Raw genomic sequence first — 21,987 nt, forward strand, 5'->3', positions numbered from 1 at the left:
CAAGTCGATAAAAATGGTAACACGATTGCTTCCCTTTCTGTAAACAAGGGATTCTACCTGCAAAGATAAGGAATTAAAATGGATTTCGCCCATCATCAGTCTCCCAAAAACAATAAGGAAAGAATTATTTTCCGTGAAAAGAAACAGTTTCTTTCATGAAAATGGCTTTGTAATCAACAGTATTCCGTTCAGGAAAGCAGCTGATGAAAAGAAACCGACAGCGGCCTTTACGAGCTGGAAAAGATGGATTTACAAACACAGAAGGCGTAGGATAAAGATTCATAGAGACTTTGTCAATACGTAACTATTCAGCTGTATGTAGTATTGAACATCTGCGACAATGACTTGTCGGATGGTTGTATTCCGACTGCACGCTGCGCAGTGTATTGCATAAATGATGCCCTGATGTAGCCAGAGGGGTTCAAATAAACTGCAGTCGTTCAGGATTTTTTGGATCCCAATCCCCCCCATGACCGGGGAGAAGAAATGCCCTCCGGAATCAAACATACCTCCATCAGATTATCAGCAGATTAAAGGACAATGCGAAAATCGGTGCTTAATTGCGTTTCAAGTAAGCCTTAGTTGCGAGTGAAGTAAGGCTTGCTTTCAATGCAACCGGACACCATGTTATTTTCCAAGTACGATTTCATTGATCTGAAACCGGGCGTTTCTTCTGTTCTGTTCATTGGATTTATCGGTATTCGGAGCCGTAGGATTTTACAATGAACGGTTTGGGATGAAACGGCCTTTCGGGTGTTTCGCTGCTGCTGGGAAAATCAGTATTGATAGCGAAGAATTACGATTACGACTGTGAAATCACTAAAAAAGGTAAATAAAAATAGCTCGTAAAAATCATATAATTTAAGTATTGTGAATAACATGCAGGATTCATACCTTTGCAATGGAAATTACATAAAGGGAGAAAAAGCCGGTTATGCCGTTAAAAACAGTGTTCTCAACCTGATTTTCCATCGAGAACCGACAAGTCCGTTTCAGGATGCAAAGCCCCTATAAACCAACACTATTCATTGTAGTGACTAAATATATGTCTTCAAACAAAACATTCACAATCAAAAAGCAAATATGGATAAATTATTAAAACTGTTGTTATTGTCAACTTTAGCACTTCCGGGAAGTGCCACGGGCAAGCCTGCTTCGAGCACAAGCACCGTGAACAAACGTCCGGTCCAGATTCTGGCGGCAACGAAAAACATGATTACAGATGACGACAAGGACAAGCCTGCACATATCGTAGGACACGTGCGTGACGCTTCGACGATGAAGTTCCTGCCGCATATCCTGGTGAAGGTAAAGGGCACACATATTACAGCCATGACAGATGTCACCGGCCATTACATGCTCAAGAACCTGCCTGTCGGCGACCTGGAGATTGAGGTTTCCATCATGGGGTATGAAACGCAGGTGCATAAAATCACCACAACGCCGGACGGGACTTTCCCAAGCGACTTTGAGATGGAGCCTGCCGTAATCAACCTGAATGATGTTGTCGTCTCCGCTACCCGCAATGTAACGAAACGAAGGTTGGCACCAACCTTGGTGAATGTGCTCGATGAAAAGATTTTCAACCGTACACAGAGTTCGTTCCTCTCGCAGGCTTTGAAGTTCCAACCGGGGCTGCGTGTAGAAGACAACTGTCAGAACTGTGGTTTTTCACAAGTCAGAATCAACGGTCTGGACGGTCCTTACTCGCAGATATTGGTGGACTCCCGTCCCGTGTTCAGTGCCCTTGCGGGTGTATATGGATTGGAGCAAATACCCACGAACATGATAGAACGTATAGAAATTATGCGCGGCGGAGGAAGTGCCCTGTTCGGGTCTTCGGCAATCGCAGGTGTGATAAACATCATCACCAAAGAGCCTGCATCACCCTCGGCAAGCCTGTCGCATGAGATCAGGGGTATCGGCGGATTAAGTACTTTTGAGAACACATCCAACATCAATGCCACGTATGTAACGGACAACAACAGAATGGGCTTCTCCATATTCGGCCAGATTCATCACCGTTCGCCCTATGATTACGACAAGGACGGGTATTCTGAAATGCCTAAACTGCACGGAAACAATGTGGGATTGCGCACATTCTTCCACCTGTCTGACTGTTCCAAGCTGACAGCAGAACTGCATAACACACGTGAGTTCAGACGTGGCGGCGACCGTTTCGACTATGAGCCGCACGATGCACATGTGGCTGAACAACTGCGGCATAACAACCTGACAGGAAGCATCAACTACACTTTCTTCTCCAAGGATGAGCACCACAGGCTGAATGCCTTTGCATCATTCATGAAGGTAAAGCGGGAGAGTTACTACGGAGGAGGGGCGAAAACGGTTGAACAACTGCTGGAGAAAGCAGGCGATGCCACAACCCCTTTCACGCCGGATGATGCCCTTGAACTGAAGAAAAGGATGGCAAGCTATGGCCGTACAAACGGGTCAACCAACGTTTTCGGTCTGCAATATTCATGCAATATAGACAAGTTGCTTTTCATGCCTTCAGAACTGACATTGGGATTGGAGTACAACGGTGACAGATTGAAAGACAAAAGCGGATTCAGGTCAGAAGCCATAGACCAGAACGCACACACGACCTCGGGATACATTCAGAACGAATGGAAAACGGAACGTTGGAGTTTCCTTGTCGGAGGACGACTGGACAAGCACTCACTGGTGCGGCACGTGATTGTCTCTCCTCGTGCAAATGTACGGTTCAACCCTACCAAGGACATTGTTCTTCGGGCTAACTACAGCTCCGGTTTCAGGGCACCGCAGATCTTTGATGAAGATCTGCATGTGGACAATGCCGGCGGTGATCTCATCATCATCCAGAATGCTTCCAATCTGCATGAGGAGCGTTCAAACAGTTTCAGCCTGTCGGCAGACTGGTACAAACAGCTCGGACAATGGCAGTTGAACCTTACGGGAGAGACTTTCTATACCCAATTACGGGATGCTTTCACGCTGACACAGTCGAGAATAACAGATAAATCGGGCAAGGAACAAATCCTGAAAACACGCAGCAATTCCGATGGCGCAAAGGTGATCGGAGCAAGTATCGAAGGGCGGTTGGCATACCCGCAGCTGCTGTCTATACAGCTGGGACTGACCTGTCATCAAAGCCGGTGGGACAAAGCACAGCAATGGAACGAAAATGATGCCTACACAACACGACGCATGTATCGCAGCCCGGACGTCTATGGATATTTCGTTTCAACCTGGAATGTTACGAAAAACCTTGACCTGACCCTTACCGGGAACTTCACCGGCAGCATGCTCGCAGGGCATGAGATACCAACGGAAGAGGACGGAAAGACATTGGCTATGGATGAGTATTTAGGAGTCATCTCTGCCAATATAGCTTACGACAGGGTAATGTCAGGAGAAGGACAGACGGACAAGGTGGGAGAGGTGTACGGACCGCGAACTTTCAAGACACCTACATTCATGGAGCTGGGCTTGAAAGCAGAATACTCCTTCCCGATATACACCTACTATCAGGCAAAAGTTTTTGCAGGCATACAAAACATTTTCAATGCCTACCAGAAAGACTTTGACAAAGGCTACAACCGGGATTCGGCATACATCTATGGCCCCATGTCGCCGAGAAGTTTCTATGCCGGTTTCCGGCTGACCTTCTGAAAGCTGATGAGTGCGGCGGAAGAATGAAAATCAAGAACTTTTATTCTGTAAGCTGAGTTCTCCCAGGAACGAAAAAAGCCCGTTATATCACTCGGAGACGAGTTTATAATGGGCTTTTCAGGTTCTTGCGCTATGGATATTCGCAAACGAGTGCCGACATTTCCATGCAAGCCACTCCACTTTTCAGAAGCTCCGTCTTTCCATAACGGAGGAAGAAAGGAACACGGAGAAATCGGTTCTTCCGTCAAATGCGTGGATGCTTTTCACATAGCTTTCACGGAAGAACCGAAGTGATTCAATAAACAGAAACATAGCCAGGACTGTCAACCGGCTATTCTATCACCATCCTCCGATACAAAGCCCTTTTCATTTTAATTGGAAATGCAGCTAAGATTCTGAAAAACCATTACATAATTTCAAACAAATCATCTGCAAATATGCAAAACCCGTGTCAAAATCAGGTTTGTAACCAGCAGTCAATCAATTGGTTGTCAAGCCGTCCAAAACAGGTGCTTGATTGGACTCCAAAAGGGCGTTGGTAACACGCTGAAAGGGCACCTGTTGCAAGTCAATCAGGCACCTTTTAGAAGCCAGAAGAGCATGTGTCAGCTTTGGTTGCATGAAAACTGTTTACAAACACCGATGATATGGGAATAAGTTGTCTGTAGAAGACGGAAAGGCAGGCCGATGGACAGGCCATCGTATCAATTTGTCTTCCTGCATTTTATCCTGTAGTTTATCCTCTCTTGTAAGACCGCCTGATTCAGGACAGTCATACCATGCAAGTGCATAAGCCTTTATTCTATCTCCAATCTATACATTTAACGGAAGACCCCAGATCTATTCTCTTTAGGCGACACACTGGCGAAGGCTGGAAAGCTGTCAAATTATTAGGGGCCGACAAAAGATTAAATGTCATGGAATGCTATGCGTGGCTTCCTCTCAACCGGCAATCCCGCTTCGCCTTTGGGAAAGCCCCTACCCTATCAGATAAAGTACGTCGGTCTTTGCCTTCTCCTGCGGGTCGTTTCCATCCGGAGAGCGACAGACGGAAGGCGCACAAGCCGTCAGCACGACTGGTTGTCAGCCGTCAGCACACAGGCAGGGAGACAAGGTTCGATTCCCGTCACGTCCATGCGTACAGCAGAAAGGAAGGACCGACTTATACGGAAAGGATTTACCAGACAGCAATATAATGCGATTGAAAAACAACACTTCTCTACAATCGATTCCGACACCTATGTGCTAATGGAAGAAGGACGGGTCAGGGTCACAAGGCAGGTTCTGTAAAACTACCTTTGACGGCGGTCGATACACCTTATCGGCGGTCGGCCGGTGCAGCATATCCCGGACATGCCCTCCATCAACATACAGATAAACGCCGGCTCATACACGCTTCATCTTTGGCAGGCAGATGGCCATAATGCCTAATAACGGGAGCAATGTGCTGACTTTGAAGACAAAAAGAATACTTGTCTGGTCGGCCAGCCAACCGAAGAACGAACTGCCCAGCCCACCAAGACCAAACGACAGCCCATAGAAGATACCGGCTATCGTCCCGATATGATTGGGCATGAGGTCGGTGGCATAGACCAATATGGCGGAAAAGGCCGAGGCTATGATGAGACCGATAACGGCTGACAGAACAACCGTACCGGCAAGGCTTCCCACATAAGGGAGCAGGATTGTGAAAGGGGCCGCACCGAAGATAGAGAACCATATTACGTATTTCCGCCCATAACGGTCGCCTATCCACCCTCCGAGAAGTGTCCCGACGACCTCTGCTGCCAAGAAGACAAACAGACAGAGTTGGGAATATTGGATAGAGACGCCGAACTTCTCGATCAAGAAGAACGTGAAATAGCTGGTCATGCTCTCCGTATAGAAATTCTTGGAGAACATCAACACGAACAGGATAAACACAAAACCGTAAATCTGCCGGCGGGTGTAGCTCTTTGCCGTGGTCCATTGCGGCCGTCTCCGCCTACGGACCTGCTTTAATTGCCTTACGTGCCATTTCCCAATATAAACCAGAATAAAGGCCAGGAGAAGGGCTATGAACGCAAACCAACGCACACCGCTCAGGCCGACCGGTATCACGATGAGTGCCGCAAAGAGAGGGCCTATTGCAAAACCGCCATTGCCGCCTACCTGGAAAATGCTCTGCGCCAACCCGTTTCTGCCACCGGAAGCTTGCTGCGCCACCTGCGAACCTTGCGGATGGAAAATAGAAGAGCCTAATCCGAACAACGACACCGACAACAATATGACGAGGAAACTATCGGCATACGACAGCATGAAAATACCGATGAGCGTAAAAACCATGCTCACGGGCAATTGCCACCAGCCATGATGCCTGTCGGCATATAGCCCGACAAACGGCTGTATGATGGAAGAGGTCAACTGCAGGACAAGCGTAATGATGCCTATCTGGAAGAAGGATAAGCCGAACTCTTCTTTCAACATCGGATAGATTGCGGGAAGCATCGAATGCATCGTGTCGTCTAAAAGATGACAGAAGCTTACCGTGAGGAGAATACCGAAAACGGTGCGTTCTTCGTTCCCTTTCCCTATTTTGCCGTTTATCCCCATTTTCTTCGTTTTTACAGTTAAGCATGCAAAGGTACATCTTTTTTGAATAGACAAAGAATGCTTGACAGAATAACTGCATCCCCCCGCAGTTTACATGTTCCTTTGTTTCCCATGTTTCTCTTGTTCCCTCACAGGACAATGAGTTCTCTCGATACGAGATCGTACCGGCCTCGGAGCTGCATGGATGCAGAATGAACTGAAGAGAGGCATTTCCCAAGGAACTATACAAGGAACTTTTCCTCCCATAATCTGTTTGTAATTCGATTTTATTTCTTAATTTTGTGACGTTTTAAATTAGGGGTGTTGTGCCCCTATACTTTTGTAAGAAGACGATGAAATTCAAGTATGATGTACTTGTTATCGGCGGTGGACACGCAGGTTGTGAGGCTGCTACGGCAGCCGCCAACATGGGCGCAGACACTTGTCTGGTGACAATGGACATGAATAAAATCGGGCAGATGAGCTGTAACCCGGCCGTAGGAGGAATTGCCAAAGGACAGATAGTCAGGGAGATAGATGCTCTTGGAGGCTATATGGGACTGGTAACCGATGCCACGGCGATACAGTTCCGTATGCTGAACCGGTCCAAAGGCCCTGCCGTATGGAGTCCGCGCGCACAGTGCGACCGTGGCAAATTCATCTGGGAATGGCGGAAAAGACTTGACCATACGGACCATCTTGACATCTTTCAGGACCAGGCTGACGAACTGTTGACAGAGAACGGCAAGGTATTGGGTATCAGGACAATATGGGGTATCTGCCTGTATGCACAGACGGTAATCGTCACCGCCGGCACCTTCCTCAACGGACTGATGCACATCGGCAGACGGAAAGTGGAAGGCGGACGATGCGCCGAGCCGGCTGTCCATCACTTTACGGAAAGCATCACGCGCCACGGAATCCGCTCCGAACGCATGAAGACAGGCACTCCTGTGCGCATAGACCGCCGGTCGGTCCACTTTGACGAGATGGAATCACAGCCGGGAGAGACAGACTACCATCAGTTCTCTTTCTTCGGCCCGCACCGGCAGCTTCCGCAGCTTCCCTGCTGGACCTGCAACACAAACGAGCAGGTACACGAGGTGCTGCGTAGCGGACTGGCAGACTCTCCCCTCTTCAACGGACAGATTCAGAGTACAGGGCCACGCTACTGCCCTTCCATAGAGACGAAACTCGTTACCTTCCCTGACAAGCATTCGCATCCGCTCTTCCTCGAACCGGAGGGTACGGACACGAATGAAATGTATCTCAACGGCTTCTCTTCGAGCATGCCATGGGAGATCCAGCTGGAGGCCATACACAGGATTCCGGCTCTGCGCAATGCTAAGATCTACCGGCCGGGGTATGCCATCGAATACGACTATTTCGATCCTACGCAGCTGAAACACTCACTGGAATCGAAAATCATAGACGGACTGTTCTTTGCCGGACAGGTAAACGGTACGACAGGATACGAAGAGGCTGGCGGACAAGGTACGGTTGCAGGGATCAATGCAGCCCTGCTTTGTGCCGGCAAAGCACCTTTCGTAATGAACAGGGACGAAAGCTATATCGGCGTGCTGATTGACGACCTCACGACAAAGGGGGTCGACGAACCTTACCGTATGTTCACCTCGCGTGCGGAATACCGTATTCTCCTGCGCCAGGATGATGCCGATGCCCGCCTGACAGAACAGGCCTACCGCCTCGGCATCGCCAGACGCGACCGATACGAATGGTGGCTGCAGAAGAAAGAACACATCAGCCGCATCACCGACTTCTGCAACAACACCTCGGTAAAGCCGGATGTTGTTAACGGCCTTTTGGAACAGCTGGGGACTTCTCCGATAAAAGGTGCGGCCAGGATTACCGACCTCGTAGCCCGCCCGCAGGTGAACTTCGAGAATCTATCAGCTGTTGTTCCAGCTCTGAAAGAAGCCATCGAAGCATCCCCCAACCGTCAGGAAGAGATTGCGGAAGCTGCAGAAATAAAGCTGAAGTATAAGGGGTACATCGACCGTGAGCGTGTGTTCGCCGAAAAGATGCACCGACTTGAGGACATAAAAATAAAAGGATATTTCGATTACGGCAGACTTCACGACCTCTCGACAGAGTGCCGGCAGAAGTTAGAACGAATACAACCGGAAACACTCGCACAGGCAAGCCGCATCCCGGGAGTAAGCCCAAGTGACATCAATGTGCTGCTCGTCCTCATGGGAAGATAGAACGCATAGAGACGGAAACACGCATACAGAGACGGGAAGACTCCATTGCCAAAGAGCGGATACATGCCCCTATGACAACAAGCATGCACGTGGTTCCACGTGAAACAAACGCATAAAACAAAACAATATAACAAATTGGAAATGAACAAGAAACTATTATTGGACAACCTGAGATGTATTCCGGACTGGCCAGTCAAGGGAGTCAACTTCCGAGACGTAACCACCCTGTTCAAGTCACCAGAAGCTCTTCAGGAAATTACAGATGAGATGGTCGACCTCTACAAGGGGAAAGGCGTGACAAAGATTGTGGGCATTGAGAGCCGGGGCTTCGTCATGTCGTCAGCCGTTGCCACACGCCTCGGTGCCGGCATCGTGCTCTGCCGCAAGCCGGGGAAGCTCCCCTGCGAAACCGTACAGGAAAGCTATGCCAAGGAATACGGCGTAGACACCATCGAGATTCACAAGGATGCAATCAATGAAAACGATATTGTCCTGCTGCACGACGACCTGCTGGCAACAGGTGGAACAATGAAGGCTGCCTGCGACCTTGTCAAGAAGTTCCACCCGAAGAAAGTATATTGCAACTTCATCATCGAACTTCACACGGAGTTTCCGCACAGCCGCGAACAGTTCGACAAGGATGTCGAAATAAGCTCGCTGCTCCGATTCTAAGCGGTGACGGAACTGTAAGGAAGACAAATCCCAGCCTTCTTTGGACAAGGAAGGGAATAAGAAGAAAAACAAAAGAATGAGGAGCTGCCAACAAAAGGGGCTGCTCCTCCTTGCTTTAAGACAATGCTCTCGCTCCCAGCCTACCGATGCCCAATTTTAATCGGCCATACCCGCTATTGATACTCCACGGCCTATCAATGCCCATAAATGATTATCCCTTTCCGCCAGCTCATAGCTTTTCGAGTTCGCGTTCCACGTGAAACAAAATTGCGTAGAAGCCCTTTATACAAAGGAGTTACACAAAATGAATAAAGAAGATAACTTGAAGCGATTGGCTTATCTGAGGAACATTGTACTCAATATGCCTGAGAAGCCAGGCACCTACCAGTTCTATGACGTAGAGCATACTATCATCTATGTCGGTAAAGCAAAAAACCTGAAGCGTCGTGTGTCATCCTACTTTCACAAAGAGGTAGACCGTTTCAAGACAAAAGTACTGGTTTCAAAGATCCATGACATATCCTATTCTGTCGTCAATACAGAGGAAGATGCACTGCTGATAGAGAATCAGCTGATCAAACAGTACAAGCCGAAATACAACGTACTGCTCAAAGACGGGAAGACTTATCCCAGTATCTGTGTAACGAACGAATACTTTCCCCGTATCTTCAAGACACGAAACATCAACAAGCGTTACGGCACTTTCTACGGCCCTTACAGCCATATCAGCAGTATGTACGCCATTCTTGACATAATAAAAAAGGTGTATAAACCAAGAACCTGCCGTTTCCCCATCACGAAAGAAGGCATAGAACAGGGAAAATACAAGCCCTGCCTGGAATACCATCTGCATAACTGCGGAGCGCCTTGCATCGACAAACAAAGTTATGAAGACTATCAGGAAGCGATACGACAGGCCCGGGAAATACTGAAAGGAAACACGCGCGAGGTACAGAACATGCTCAAACAGCAGATGGAGAAATATGCTGAAGAACTGCGATTCGAGGAAGCAGAACTGTGCAAACAGCGTTACATGGCTCTCGATAATTTCGCAGCAAAAAGTGAAATCGTAAGCCATACGATTACAGATGTCGATGTATTCACGATTATAGATGATGACACAAGGAAGAATGCCTTCATCAATTATATTCATGTAAAGAACGGTGCAATCAACCAGAGCTTCACGTACGAATACAAGCGGAAACTCGATGAAACCGATGAAGAACTCTTGAATGAAGCCATTCCGGAGATCCGTGAACGCTTCAACAGCACGGCCAAAGAAATCATTGTCCCCTTTGCGCTTGACTTCAAGGTGAAGGATGCCGAGTTCTTCATTCCTCAACGCGGCGACAAACATCATCTTTTAGAACTTTCAGAGATGAATGCAAAGCAGTACAAGTTCGACCGGCTGAAACAGGCGGAGAAGCGGAATCCGGAGCAGAAGCAGACCCGACTGATGCGGGAACTGCAGGAAAAGCTGAAATTACCGAAGCTGCCTTACCAGATAGAATGCTTCGATAACTCCAACATTTCAGGAACGGATGCAGTCGCAGGGTGCATCGTCTACAAGGGCATGAAACCCTCCAGGAAAGACTACCGCAAGTACAACATCAAGACCGTAACCGGTCCTGATGACTATGCCTCCATGCAGGAAGTCGTAAGACGACGCTACAGCCGGATGCAGGAAGAGGGCACTCCCCTCCCCGACCTCATCATCACCGACGGCGGAAAAGGGCAGATGGAGGTCGTAAGAGCGGTCATCGAGGACGAGCTCCACCTGCACGTCCCCATCGCCGGCCTTGCCAAAGACGACCGCCACCGTACCAACGAACTCCTCTACGGGTTTCCCCCGCAGACCATCGGCTTGGACATCAAAGGCGAACTGTTCAAGGTCCTGACGCAGATACAGGATGAAGTACATCGTTTCGCCATCTCCTTCCATCGAGACAAACGCTCCAAGAGCCAGCTGCACAGCGAGTTGGACAATATAAAGGGAATCGGACCGAAGACAAAGAATCTGCTACTCAAGAAGATGAAAAGTGTCAAGAGAATCAAAGATGCTGATAGTCAGGAGCTAATAGACATTGTCGGTACAAGCAAGGGCAACATCGTTTACAATTATTTTCACAACTGATAACCGAGAAGTCAAATAAAAATCGTATATTTGCCGTATGAGAATCGTGATACAACGCGTGGGCCATGCCTCCGTCACCATTGAAGGACAGGTGAGGTCGGCTATTGACAAAGGATACCTCATCCTTCTCGGAATAGCCGAAGAGGACACCGAAGACGACATCAGATGGCTTGTCAACAAGATTACAGGACTGCGTATCTTCGATGACGAGGAGGGTATGATGAACAGAAGCATCATGGATGTAGGCGGCGAAATACTTGTCGTCTCTCAGTTTACGCTCATGGCGAGTTACAAGAAAGGCAACCGTCCAAGCTGGATCCATGCGGCCCGTCACGAGCTATCCATCCCCCTCTACCACGGCTTCTGCGACGCTCTGAGCGAGGCCTTGGGCAAACCCGTCAGCACAGGAGAGTTCGGTGCAGACATGCAGGTAGAACTGCTGAATGACGGTCCCGTCACCCTCTGCATAGACACAAAGAACAAGGAGTAAAGGCTCTTCATCATCCAGTATCACCGCCCATCATCCACCGATCATCGCCTATCACCGCCCACCAGCACCTACCAGTGCCCATGCCCCCTATCACCGCCTATCACCGCCTAAAAAGAAAAGAGAACTATGACTATCAAAGATGCCCAGCAAGCCGTAGACAAATGGATCAAAGACTACGGCGTGCGTTATTTCAGCGAGCTGACCAACATGGCCTGCCTCACCGAGGAAGTGGGCGAACTGGCACGTGTCATCGCCCGCACCTACGGCGAACAGAGCTTCAAAACCGGTGAAAACGCCGATTTAGGAGAAGAGATGGCAGATGTCTTATGGGTGCTGCTCTGTCTTGCCAACCAGACAGGCATCGACCTGACAGAAGAGCTAAAGAAGAGTTTTGACAAGAAGACGAGACGGGACAAGAACAGACACAAAGACAATCCGAAATTAAAATAAAGACTATTTAGATCTACAAAATAGACTATAATATAATTTTCTCGTCGTAAAAAGGAGGAAAAGAGACCAACAGGGAAGCACGGGAGAACAGCCGGTAAACGGCTACAAACACTGAGGAACCATGAAGCAGCTGAACTTCATCCCTCACCTTTCACACAGAAAATGATACAACTAAATTTATAATTAAAACCAGACATGGGAAAGATTAAAGACACAGTAACAAAAGACATCCAGGCACAAAAAGCCGATGGAATCGTAGAAAAAAGCCAGTATGACCAGGCCTTGGCGCAGTACGACCTCAACATCACCGATGAGGAAGTAAAGGCTGCCGTGACCAGAATCATCACAGAAAAAGTTGCCGAGAACGATAATCTCGACGTAAAGAAATTCCTCTTGGGCAGCGTCGAACTGACGACCCTCAGCACGACAGACACCGAAGAGAAAGTACTCGCAATGATCGAGAAGGTAAACAGATTCGACAGCGAATACCCCGACCTCCCGCACGTTGCAGCCGTCTGTGCCTACCCCTGCTTCACCAAGCTGATGGCCGACAGCCTCGAGGTCGACGGTGTCGAAATCACCAACGTAACCGGCAACTTCCCCTCTTCGCAGACCTTCTTGGAGGTAAAGACCATCGAGACGGCACTGGCCATCAAGGACGGAGCGACCAACATCGACATCGTCATGCCTGTCGGCAAATTCCTGTCAGGCGACTATGAAGGTGTCTGCGATACCATCAGCGAGATCAAACAGACCTGCGGCGACGTGCCCATGAAGGTGATCCTCGAGACAGGCGACCTCCGTAATGCCCGTGACATCAAGACCGCTTCCCTTCTCGCCATGTACGCCGGCGCCGACTATCTGAAGACAAGTACGGGAAAAGAGAAGGTCAGTGCGACCCCCGAGTCTGTCTACATTCTCTGCCAGGCCATCAAGGAATACTACGACAAGACAGGCATTCAGATCGGTCTGAAACCAGCCGGCGGAATCAATACCGTGATGGATGCCGTCATCTACTACACCATCGTCAAAGAGGTGCTCGGCGAAAAATGGCTCACCAACTACTGGTTCCGGATGGGCACCAGCCGTCTTACAAACCTCCTGCTGAGCGAGATTACAGGCACTGAGACCAAGTTCTTCTAAACCTCATTATCCTCAAACACAGCATTCCGTTCAACAGCCAGCACATATTGTGCAGGGCAAGATCAACCCGACAGGGGCACACGGCTTCGTGTGCCCCTGAATTATATCTGCCAATAGAAATAAAATGAATACGTACTTGAAGGGAAATCAAACTACGTAATTAAAGAACAAATAAAATAATCTATAATTACTATATATATAGACTATACAATAAATTTGCAGCTTACACAACTGATCGGACATCCCTCTCCAAAGTACGTCCCAACACCTATAAGACATAGTCCAAAACACACTTCCCGCTGCGGACCACCTATTATCGACCTATCCACTTCCGATACTTACGATTCCGAAAAATCCTTACACAAAGTATCGTCAGAATCCCCTGGAAACAAGATAAAGCCCCCCCAAAACATCATGATCAACAAACTACGAATCAACAAGTTACGATATACGATAACAAGAGGTGCTTAGTCAGACCTCAATTAAGCCTTACTTAGCCATCAACAAAGCACCTATTGAGAGGCAATTAAGGCTTGAATGAACAGCAATCAGGCACCGGCAGGACTTGGAAGATAAAATATTACGACAAAACAAACCGCTTATGCACGTCTATTCCACTCCTTTGAAAGAAGACAATAAGTTATAAGAGAACAGGCTTCCAAGTTTCGTAAACAGGATTGCACTGTATCCTGCCGCTCCAGAATACTGCCCGGAACGGGAAGAATCAGGAAACACACAACCGCCTGAAAAAATAAAAAAAACTTCATGGCAAGGGAAAATCACCATGAAGATAGCCCGACCCTACCGTTACAGATACCGACAGGAAAACCGGAAAAATAGAAAAAAGACTTCAATCAGCACACCGGCCAACAGTCATTTCTCCCTCTTAATTACATAATCAAGATAAGACCGGAGCGAAGTACGGATGCTTTCATCCTTCACGTATCTGTCAAGGAAAGTCTGTGCTTCAGCATGGAAATCCCACATACGGCGTTCTGCGTATTCTATTCCACCACTCTTCTTGGCAAAAGCAACCAGCCTGCCGATTTCCTCACGTGTCACATCGTGCGCCTTTACCTTATTCGCCAAAGCGAGCATCTCATCATTTTTTGCCGAATTCAACGCATAAATAACAGGAAGCGTGAGCTTTCCCTCTGCCAGGTCATTCCCTGTAGGCTTGCCGATATTCGTTTCAGAGTCATAATAGTCGAAGATGTCATCGCGGATCTGGAACACAATTCCGAGATTCTTTCCGAAACATCTTGCCGCATCGACTTCCTCTTCAGAGGCACCGGCAGACACTGCCCCGATTGCAGCACACGCTTCAAAAAGTGCGGCGGTCTTGCGTTCGATTATCCTGTAATAAGCTTCTTCCGTGATATCCTTACGCTGGATATTCGACAGTTGCAGAATCTCCCCATCACTCAATGTCTGCCCCAGCCCCGCCAATCTGCGGACAATAGCCTCAGAATGTGTGTGACTAACATACAGCAAGGCCGTAGAGAGCACGTAATCACCCACCAGAACGGCAACCTTGTTGTCGTAGTCGGCATTGACACTCGCCTGCCCTCTCCGCTCAGCAGACTCATCAACGACATCATCGTGAACAAGTGAAGCCGTATGCAAAAGCTCCAGTCCCACAGCAGCGTGCAGTGTTGCTTCAGAAACCTTACCAAAGTTCTTTGCTATCAGGAGGATAAGGATGGGGCGCATCCGTTTGCCGGCTCGCTGGCGGATATGGTTCAAAACCGTCTGCAACAAACCGTCTTCGTGGTCGAGAGCATGATTAAAAAGGTCGATGAAATCGCCCAGTTCTGCCTCTATAGGCCGTTTTATTAGAGAAAGGGTATCCATTATAGACTTGAAATTTGATACAAAATTACGCATTTTGTCGGAGATTATGGAAGAAAATTAGTAATTTTACAGCTAAAATAAGCAGAATCCATTATGGCAAAACTCTTCCTTCTCGATGCATATGCGCTCATCTACCGTTCGTACTATGCATTCCTCAAAAGCCCCCGCATCAATTCCAAAGGACTGAACACATCAGCCGTCATGGGCTTTTGCAACACATTGAACGAAGTGCTGACCAAAGAGAAACCTACCCACATCGGCGTAGCTTTCGACCATGGAAAGACCTTCCGCCACGAAGCGTTCCCGGACTACAAAGCACAACGCGAGGAGACGCCGGAAGACATCAGACAGTCAGTTCCCATCATCAAGCAGATTCTCGAAGCCATGCACATCCCTATCCTGCAGGCAGACGGTTTCGAGGCAGACGATGTCATCGGCACGGTAGCCACCCGGTTCGGTGCCGATGGAATCGATACTTTTATGCTCACCCCCGACAAAGACTACGGCCAGCTGATCAGGCCGAATGTCCATATGTACCGCCCCCGGCATGGCGGCGGCTACGAGACGCTCGGTGAAAAGGAGGTGGAAGCGAAATACGGCATATCCACTCCCGCTCAGGTAATCGACCTCCTCGCACTGATGGGCGACTCGGCAGACAATTTCCCGGGCTGTCCCGGTGTCGGAGAGAAAACAGCTGCTAAACTGATCAATCAGTTCGGTTCCATCGACAATATGCTCCAACATACGGATGAGATCAAAGGGAAACTGAGAGAGAAAGTAGAACATGCCAAGGACGACATCAGAATGTCGAAATACCTCGCTACGATCCGCACGGATGTCCCGATAAAAATTGAACTGGAGGAACTCAAAGTCGAGAAGGCAGACGAGAACAGATTGCGGGAACTGTTTGAGGAATTAGAATTCAAGACGCTCATCAACAAGTTTCTTAACAAAAGTGAAGCAAAGCAAAAAAACACAGAAAAACAGTTGGATCTCTTTGCGGAAAATACGTCCGGCAGGGCAGAAACACCGGAAAAAGCGAATTACAAGACACTTAAAACGACACCGCACGAATACAAACTCATTGGTAATGAGGATGAAATGCAACGGATATGTGACTTTTTCATGACAAAAGGTTTTGTCAGTTTAGACACAGAGACCACTTCTACAGATGCGATCAGCGCAGAACTGGTGGGTCTGAGCTTCTCCGTAGAAGAGAACAGGGCATTTTACGTCGCCATCCCCGCCGACCGTCAGGAAGCCACAAGAATCGTCGGAATCTTCAAACCGCTATATGAGAACGAACAGATATTGAAGATCGGACAGAATATCAAATACGACTACGAAGTACTGAGCCACTATGGCGTAACCTTACAGGGAAAGATGTTCGACACGATGATCGCCCACTACCTCATCCAGCCGGAACTCCATCACAACATGGATTATATGGCAGAAACGCTGCTCGGCTACCGAACCATCCACATCGAGGAACTTCTCGGTCCTAAAGGGAAGAAACAGAGGAATATGCGCGACCTCTCCCCTACCGACATATATGAATATGCAGCAGAGGATGCCGACATCACCCTGCGCCTGAAGCACGTACTGGAACCGCATCTGAAAGAACTGGGCTTGGAAGAACTCTTCTGGAACATCGAGATGCCACTCGTCCGGGTACTTGCCGACATGGAACTGAACGGTGTCTGCCTGGATACAGAAGCCCTGCAGGAAACGTCAAGAATATTCACCGACCGCATGAAGCAGTATGAACAGGAAATATACAAGGAAGCCGGTGAGACATTCAACATCGGAAGTCCGAAACAAGTAGGCGACATCCTCTTCGGCAAGCTGCAGATCATGGACAAACCCAAGAAGACCAAGACCGGCCAATACGTCACGAGTGAAGAAGTCCTGCAAAGCCTTGAAGCCAAGCATCCTGTCGTACGTAACATCCTCAATTACAGAGGGATGAAAAAGCTGCTCAGCACCTATATCGATGCACTCCCGAAGCTGATCAACCCACGCACAGGGCATATTCACACATCGTTCAATCAGGCGCAGACTTCAACCGGCCGTCTCTCCTCAAGCGACCCTAACCTGCAGAACATCCCTGTGCGCACCGATGACGGCAAGGAGATACGCAAGTGCTTCATACCGGAAGACGGCTGTCTGTTCTTTTCAGCAGACTACAGTCAGATAGAGCTGCGCATCATGGCACATCTGTCAGGCGACGAGAACATGATGGAAGCATTCCGCGAAGGACACGACATCCACCGTGCAACAGCGGCGAAGATATGGCACGAAGACATCGAAAAGGTGACGGATGCCCAGCGGAAAAAGGCCAAACAGGCCAATTTCGGCATCATATACGGCATTACGACCTATGGTCTTGCACAGCGCATGGGCATCCCGAACAGCGAGGCGAGAGAGCTGATACAGGACTATTTCCACACTTTCCCGAAGGTGAAAGCCTACATGGAACAGGCGAAAGAGACGGCAAGAGCCAAAGGATATGCCGAGACCCTCTTCCATCGCCGGCGTTACCTGCCCGATATCAACAGCCGCAACGCCACCGTACGCGGCTTCGCAGAGCGCAATGCCATCAATGCGCCGATACAGGGGACAGAGGCCGACATCATCAAAGTGGCGATGGTTCGTATCTGGAAACGGTTCAAGGAGGAAGGCATCCGCTCGAAAATGATTCTGCAGGTACACGACGAGCTTAACTTCTCGGTCTACCCGGAAGAGCGGGAACAGGTGGAACGGATTGTCATCGAGGAAATGCAGCACGCCTGCCAACTGAACGTTCCGCTGACAGCCGATGCCGGATGGGGCAGCAATTGGCTGGAGGCACATTAAACTGCTTACAGCATCGGAAAAGCCTCCATCAAAACTTCGGAAAAGACCGGACCGACGAAGCCCGGAGGCCTTTGCAAGGAACATGAAAAGAATTGGAGGTATCTCATTTATAATCTACAATAAAACTATTTATAGACTATAAATAGAAAACAAATATCAGAAATCCGGCTGCCTCATCGCAAAAGAAAGGGCAGAATCCTGTAACGGAAACAGGTTGTTATTTTCAAAGACACCGGCTCTTTCAAGCCCTCGAATCCCTTCGCCTGCCGACAAGACCTCCGCTATTCGGACAGACGAAGGGAGTATCTTTCCAACCTTAATTCCGCCAACAAAGACAGCGACAAGAATTGCTGTCCGGTAAACATTTACTGTACAGATCTGACACCCGCCTCCTGCTTGTATGTATCATGTTGACAAGAACGGACCGGGCCACCGTCTCCCGCCGGCGTGCCGATGCCCGTCACCAATGGTGCCAGAGGTGAACACCAACCGTGTCGGGCGTTCGCACGCATACAATATGCCGTCGGAATGAGAGCGACCTGTCGTGAAAGAAGCGTTTTTCTACCAAAGGCCAGCCTAAGCCGGCAGACGAAATAAGAGACTGCCATTCCCCAAAACAATGACGAATGGCCTGTTAATTGGAATTTACGCATGGAGAGCAATGACGGCGAAGGTTTACCGGACAGCAGTCATAGAAACATATCTCGTACCATGACTATCCGCTGTCCCCCACTACGCAAACAACAGGAACGCATCCAGTAAAGGGATGGTACGAAGTCTGCGACAGGCGATAAAACAAACTAACAAATATATTAAAATAATCTATTTTACAAAGCACCCTCTGTTGTTCCTATATCATTCCCATGAATGATCAGGCAGACTTCATCTCGGAAAGCCACCAGCAAGATCCCGCTTTCTGCCTTGTTTCCAGTTTATAAATCCAACAGAAACGAAGCGGTTTACGGAAACTTTTTGTAAATTTGCACATCAGTTATAATAAGAAACGAGAATGGAATACAACTTCAGAGACATCGAGAAGAAATGGCAGCGGAAGTGGGTTGAGGACAAGACCTACAGAGTTGTTGAAGACGAGAACAAGCAGAAGTTCTACGTGCTCAACATGTTCCCCTACCCTTCGGGAGCAGGGCTGCACGTCGGACACCCGCTGGGATATATTGCAAGCGACATCTATGCCCGCTACAAGCGGCTCAAAGGCTTCAACGTCCTGAACCCTATGGGGTATGATGCCTATGGACTCCCGGCCGAGCAGTATGCCATCCAGACGGGACAGCACCCTGAAGTTACCACCCAGAAAAACATCGCCCGATACCGGGAGCAGCTGGACAAGATCGGCTTCTCGTTCGACTGGGACCGAGAGGTACGGACGTGCGACCCGCATTATTACCACTGGACGCAGTGGGCTTTCGAGCGGATGTTCAATTCCTATTATGACTACACACGGCAGAAAGCGCTGCCCATCACAGAACTGATCCGCCACTTCGAGGAAGAAGGGACACTCGAACTCCATGCAGCACAGAGCGAAGAGCTGATGTTCTCGGCCAACGACTGGAAGAGCATGGACGAGCAGGAGCAGCAGAAGACGCTGATGAACTACCGCATCGCCTATCTGGGCGAGACGATGGTGAACTGGTGTCCGGGGCTCGGCACGGTGCTGGCCAACGACGAGGTGGTCAATGGTGTGAGCGAGCGCGGGGGCTACCCTGTCGTACAGAAGCTGATGAAGCAGTGGTGTCTCCGTGTATCGGCCTATGCGCAGCGACTGCTGGACGGACTGGAAAAGATCGACTGGTCCGACTCCATCAAGGAGACACAGAAGAACTGGATAGGACGCTCTGAAGGAACGGAAGTGGAGTTCAAGAGCCTCACCCCCAGGCACGCCTCTCAAGGCAATGGAGACGATATGCAGGAAGGACATTTCACCATCTTCACAACCCGCGCAGACACCATGTTCGGCGTTTCCTTCATGGTGCTTGCACCGGAATCGGAGCTTGTCAGCGAACTGACATCAGACGAGCAGAAAGCCGAAGTGGAACAGTATCTGGCCTATGTGAAGAAGCGCACGGAGCTGGAACGTATGTCCGACCGCAAGGTGACAGGCGTCTTCTCGGGTTCTTACGCCATCAACCCGTTCACTGGCGAGCAGATTCCCATCTGGATTTCAGAGTATGTCCTGGCGGGCTACGGCACAGGAGCCATCATGGCCGTACCGGCCCACGACAGCCGCGACTATGCCTTTGCCAAGCACTTCGACCTGCCGATCATCCCGCTGATCGAGGGTGCTGATGTATCGGAGGAGAGTTTCGATGCAAAGGAAGGCATCGTGACCAACTCCCCTGCCCCGGGCAAGGAGAGTCTGGACGGCTTCTCGCTGAACGGACTGACCGTCAAGGAGGCGATAGCCCGTACGAAGCAGTTTGTCACCGAGAAAGGCATCGGCCGTGTGAAGATTAACTACCGGCTGCGCGATGCCATCTTCTCCCGCCAGCGTTACTGGGGCGAACCGTTCCCCGTCTACTACAAGCAGGGAATGCCCTACATGGTGCCCGAGGAGTGCCTGCCGCTGGAGCTGCCGGAGATTGACAAGTACGAGCCTACGGAGACCGGCGAGCCGCCATTGGGCCGCGCGAAGGTGTGGGCATGGGACGAAGCAGAGCGCAAGGTCGTCGACAAGTCACTGGTTGACGGCAGCACGGTCTTCCCCCTGGAGCTGAACACGATGCCGGGCTTTGCAGGCAGTTCGGCCTATTATCTCCGTTACATGGATCCGCACAATGACGAGGCACTCGTGGGCGGGAAAGCCGATGAATACTGGCAGAATGTCGACCTCTATGTCGGCGGTACGGAGCATGCGACCGGTCACCTGATTTACAGCCGGTTCTGGAACAAGTTCCTCTACGACCTCGGTTGCAGCTGCAAGGAAGAACCCTACGAGAAGCTGGTCAACCAGGGAATGATTCAGGGACGCTCCAACTTCGTCTACCGTGTCAATTCCGACGACCATTCCAAGGCTCCGGTCTTCGTCAGCCTGGGACAGAAAGACAAGTATGATACCACCCCCATCCACGTCGATGTGAACATCGTCCATGCCGACGTACTGGATATTGCAGCTTTCAAGGCATGGCGTCCGGAGTACCACAACGCCGAATTCATCTTCGAGGACGGCACCCGTTCAGCAGAATCCACCGCCGACCGCCCCACTCCAGCTGCCGTCTACAAATGCGGATGGGCTATCGAGAAGATGTCAAAGTCCATGTTCAACGTCGTCAATCCGGACGACATCGTCGAGCAGTACGGTGCCGACACGCTGCGTCTGTACGAGATGTTCCTCGGTCCTGTAGAGGCAAGCAAGCCCTGGGACACGAACGGCATCGACGGCTGTTTCCGCTTCCTCAAGAAGTTCTGGAAGCTCTACCAACAGGAACTCGACGGCGGAAAGCCGTCAAAGGAGTCGCTCAAGAGCGTCCACAGGCTCATCAAGAAAGTGACCGGCGACATCGAACAGTTCTCTTACAACACGGCCATCTCGGCTTTCATGATCTGCGTGAACGAACTCGGACAGCAGAAGTGCGCCAGCCGTGAACTGCTGAAGAAGATGATCGTCCTCATCGCACCGTTCGCACCCCACATGGCCGAAGAGCTGTGGGAGCAGCTGGGCGGCGAGACGAAGAGTGTCTGCGATGCCGCATGGCCGGCGTGGGACGAGACTTACCTCGTGGAGAACGAGGTGCAGCTTACCGTCTCCTTCAACGGCAAGGCACGCTTCCAGATGACCTTCCCGGCTGATGCCGCACGGGAAGACATCGAGAAGACGGCTCTGGCCGACGAGCGGAGCCGCCACTACATCGACGGCAAGACCATCGTGAAAGTCATCGTCGTGCCGAAGAAGATCGTCAACATCGTCTGCAAATAAGTAT

The 21,987-nt window shown here is 49.8% G+C and carries 11 protein-coding genes; 9 read left to right on the forward strand and 2 right to left on the reverse strand.

Annotated features, from left to right (window positions below; all coding sequences use genetic code 11):
• Positions 1-1,083 precede the first annotated feature (1,083 nt).
• Positions 1,084-3,657, forward strand: coding sequence for a TonB-dependent receptor (locus tag HMPREF9141_RS06000; RefSeq protein ID WP_007367693.1), 2,574 nt, complete (start codon positions 1,084-1,086; stop codon positions 3,655-3,657).
• A gap of 1,386 nt (positions 3,658-5,043) precedes the next feature.
• Here HMPREF9141_RS06000 and HMPREF9141_RS06010 read toward each other — a convergent pair.
• The gene (locus HMPREF9141_RS06010) at positions 5,044-6,249 is read right to left on the reverse strand and encodes an MFS transporter (RefSeq protein WP_007367696.1); all 1,206 of its coding nucleotides are present in this window, start codon (positions 6,247-6,249) and stop codon (positions 5,044-5,046) included.
• Positions 6,250-6,581: 332 nt separating this feature from the next.
• On the opposite strand from HMPREF9141_RS06010, the gene mnmG reads away from it, so the two are divergent.
• The 6 genes from mnmG to deoC all read left to right on the forward strand — a co-directional run bounded on the left by mnmG (position 6,582) and on the right by deoC (position 13,342).
• Positions 6,582-8,453, forward strand: a complete 1,872-nt coding sequence (gene mnmG / locus HMPREF9141_RS06015) for a tRNA uridine-5-carboxymethylaminomethyl(34) synthesis enzyme MnmG (protein WP_007367697.1) — start codon at positions 6,582-6,584, stop codon at positions 8,451-8,453.
• A 141-nt stretch (positions 8,454-8,594) separates the two neighbouring features.
• Positions 8,595-9,125: an adenine phosphoribosyltransferase gene (locus HMPREF9141_RS06020; protein WP_013670782.1), complete on the forward strand. Its 531-nt coding sequence runs from the start codon at positions 8,595-8,597 to the stop codon at positions 9,123-9,125.
• A gap of 304 nt (positions 9,126-9,429) precedes the next feature.
• Complete coding sequence (gene uvrC, locus HMPREF9141_RS06025; RefSeq protein WP_040554603.1) at positions 9,430-11,259, forward strand: excinuclease ABC subunit UvrC; 1,830 nt, start codon at positions 9,430-9,432, stop codon at positions 11,257-11,259.
• 37 nt (positions 11,260-11,296) lie between these two features.
• Complete coding sequence (dtd, locus tag HMPREF9141_RS06030) at positions 11,297-11,749, forward strand: D-aminoacyl-tRNA deacylase (RefSeq protein ID WP_007367700.1); 453 nt, start codon at positions 11,297-11,299, stop codon at positions 11,747-11,749.
• Between the two features lie 126 nt (positions 11,750-11,875).
• Positions 11,876-12,199, forward strand: a complete 324-nt coding sequence (locus HMPREF9141_RS06035; RefSeq protein WP_007367701.1) for a nucleotide pyrophosphohydrolase — start codon at positions 11,876-11,878, stop codon at positions 12,197-12,199.
• A 195-nt stretch (positions 12,200-12,394) separates the two neighbouring features.
• A complete protein-coding gene (gene deoC, locus HMPREF9141_RS06040; RefSeq protein ID WP_007367702.1) occupies positions 12,395-13,342 on the forward strand; it encodes a deoxyribose-phosphate aldolase in 948 nt (315 codons plus the stop codon).
• Between the two features lie 873 nt (positions 13,343-14,215).
• Here deoC and HMPREF9141_RS06045 read toward each other — a convergent pair.
• Positions 14,216-15,196 carry a polyprenyl synthetase family protein gene (locus HMPREF9141_RS06045; protein ID WP_007367704.1) on the reverse strand — a complete coding sequence of 327 codons (981 nt, stop codon included), beginning with the start codon at positions 15,194-15,196 and terminating at the stop codon, positions 14,216-14,218.
• Positions 15,197-15,289: 93 nt separating this feature from the next.
• Here HMPREF9141_RS06045 and polA point away from each other — a divergent pair, with 93 nt between their 5' ends.
• The gene (gene polA / locus HMPREF9141_RS06050; RefSeq protein ID WP_007367705.1) at positions 15,290-18,052 is read left to right on the forward strand and encodes a DNA polymerase I; all 2,763 of its coding nucleotides are present in this window, start codon (positions 15,290-15,292) and stop codon (positions 18,050-18,052) included.
• Positions 18,053-19,061: 1,009 nt separating this feature from the next.
• Positions 19,062-21,983, forward strand: a complete 2,922-nt coding sequence (locus tag HMPREF9141_RS06055) for a class I tRNA ligase family protein (protein ID WP_007367706.1) — start codon at positions 19,062-19,064, stop codon at positions 21,981-21,983.
• Positions 21,984-21,987: the final 4 nt, after the last annotated feature.

Origin of the sequence: Prevotella multiformis DSM 16608, from assembly GCF_000191065.1 — a bacterium.
In the GTDB taxonomy this organism is placed as follows: Bacteria; Bacteroidota; Bacteroidia; order Bacteroidales; family Bacteroidaceae; genus Prevotella; species Prevotella multiformis.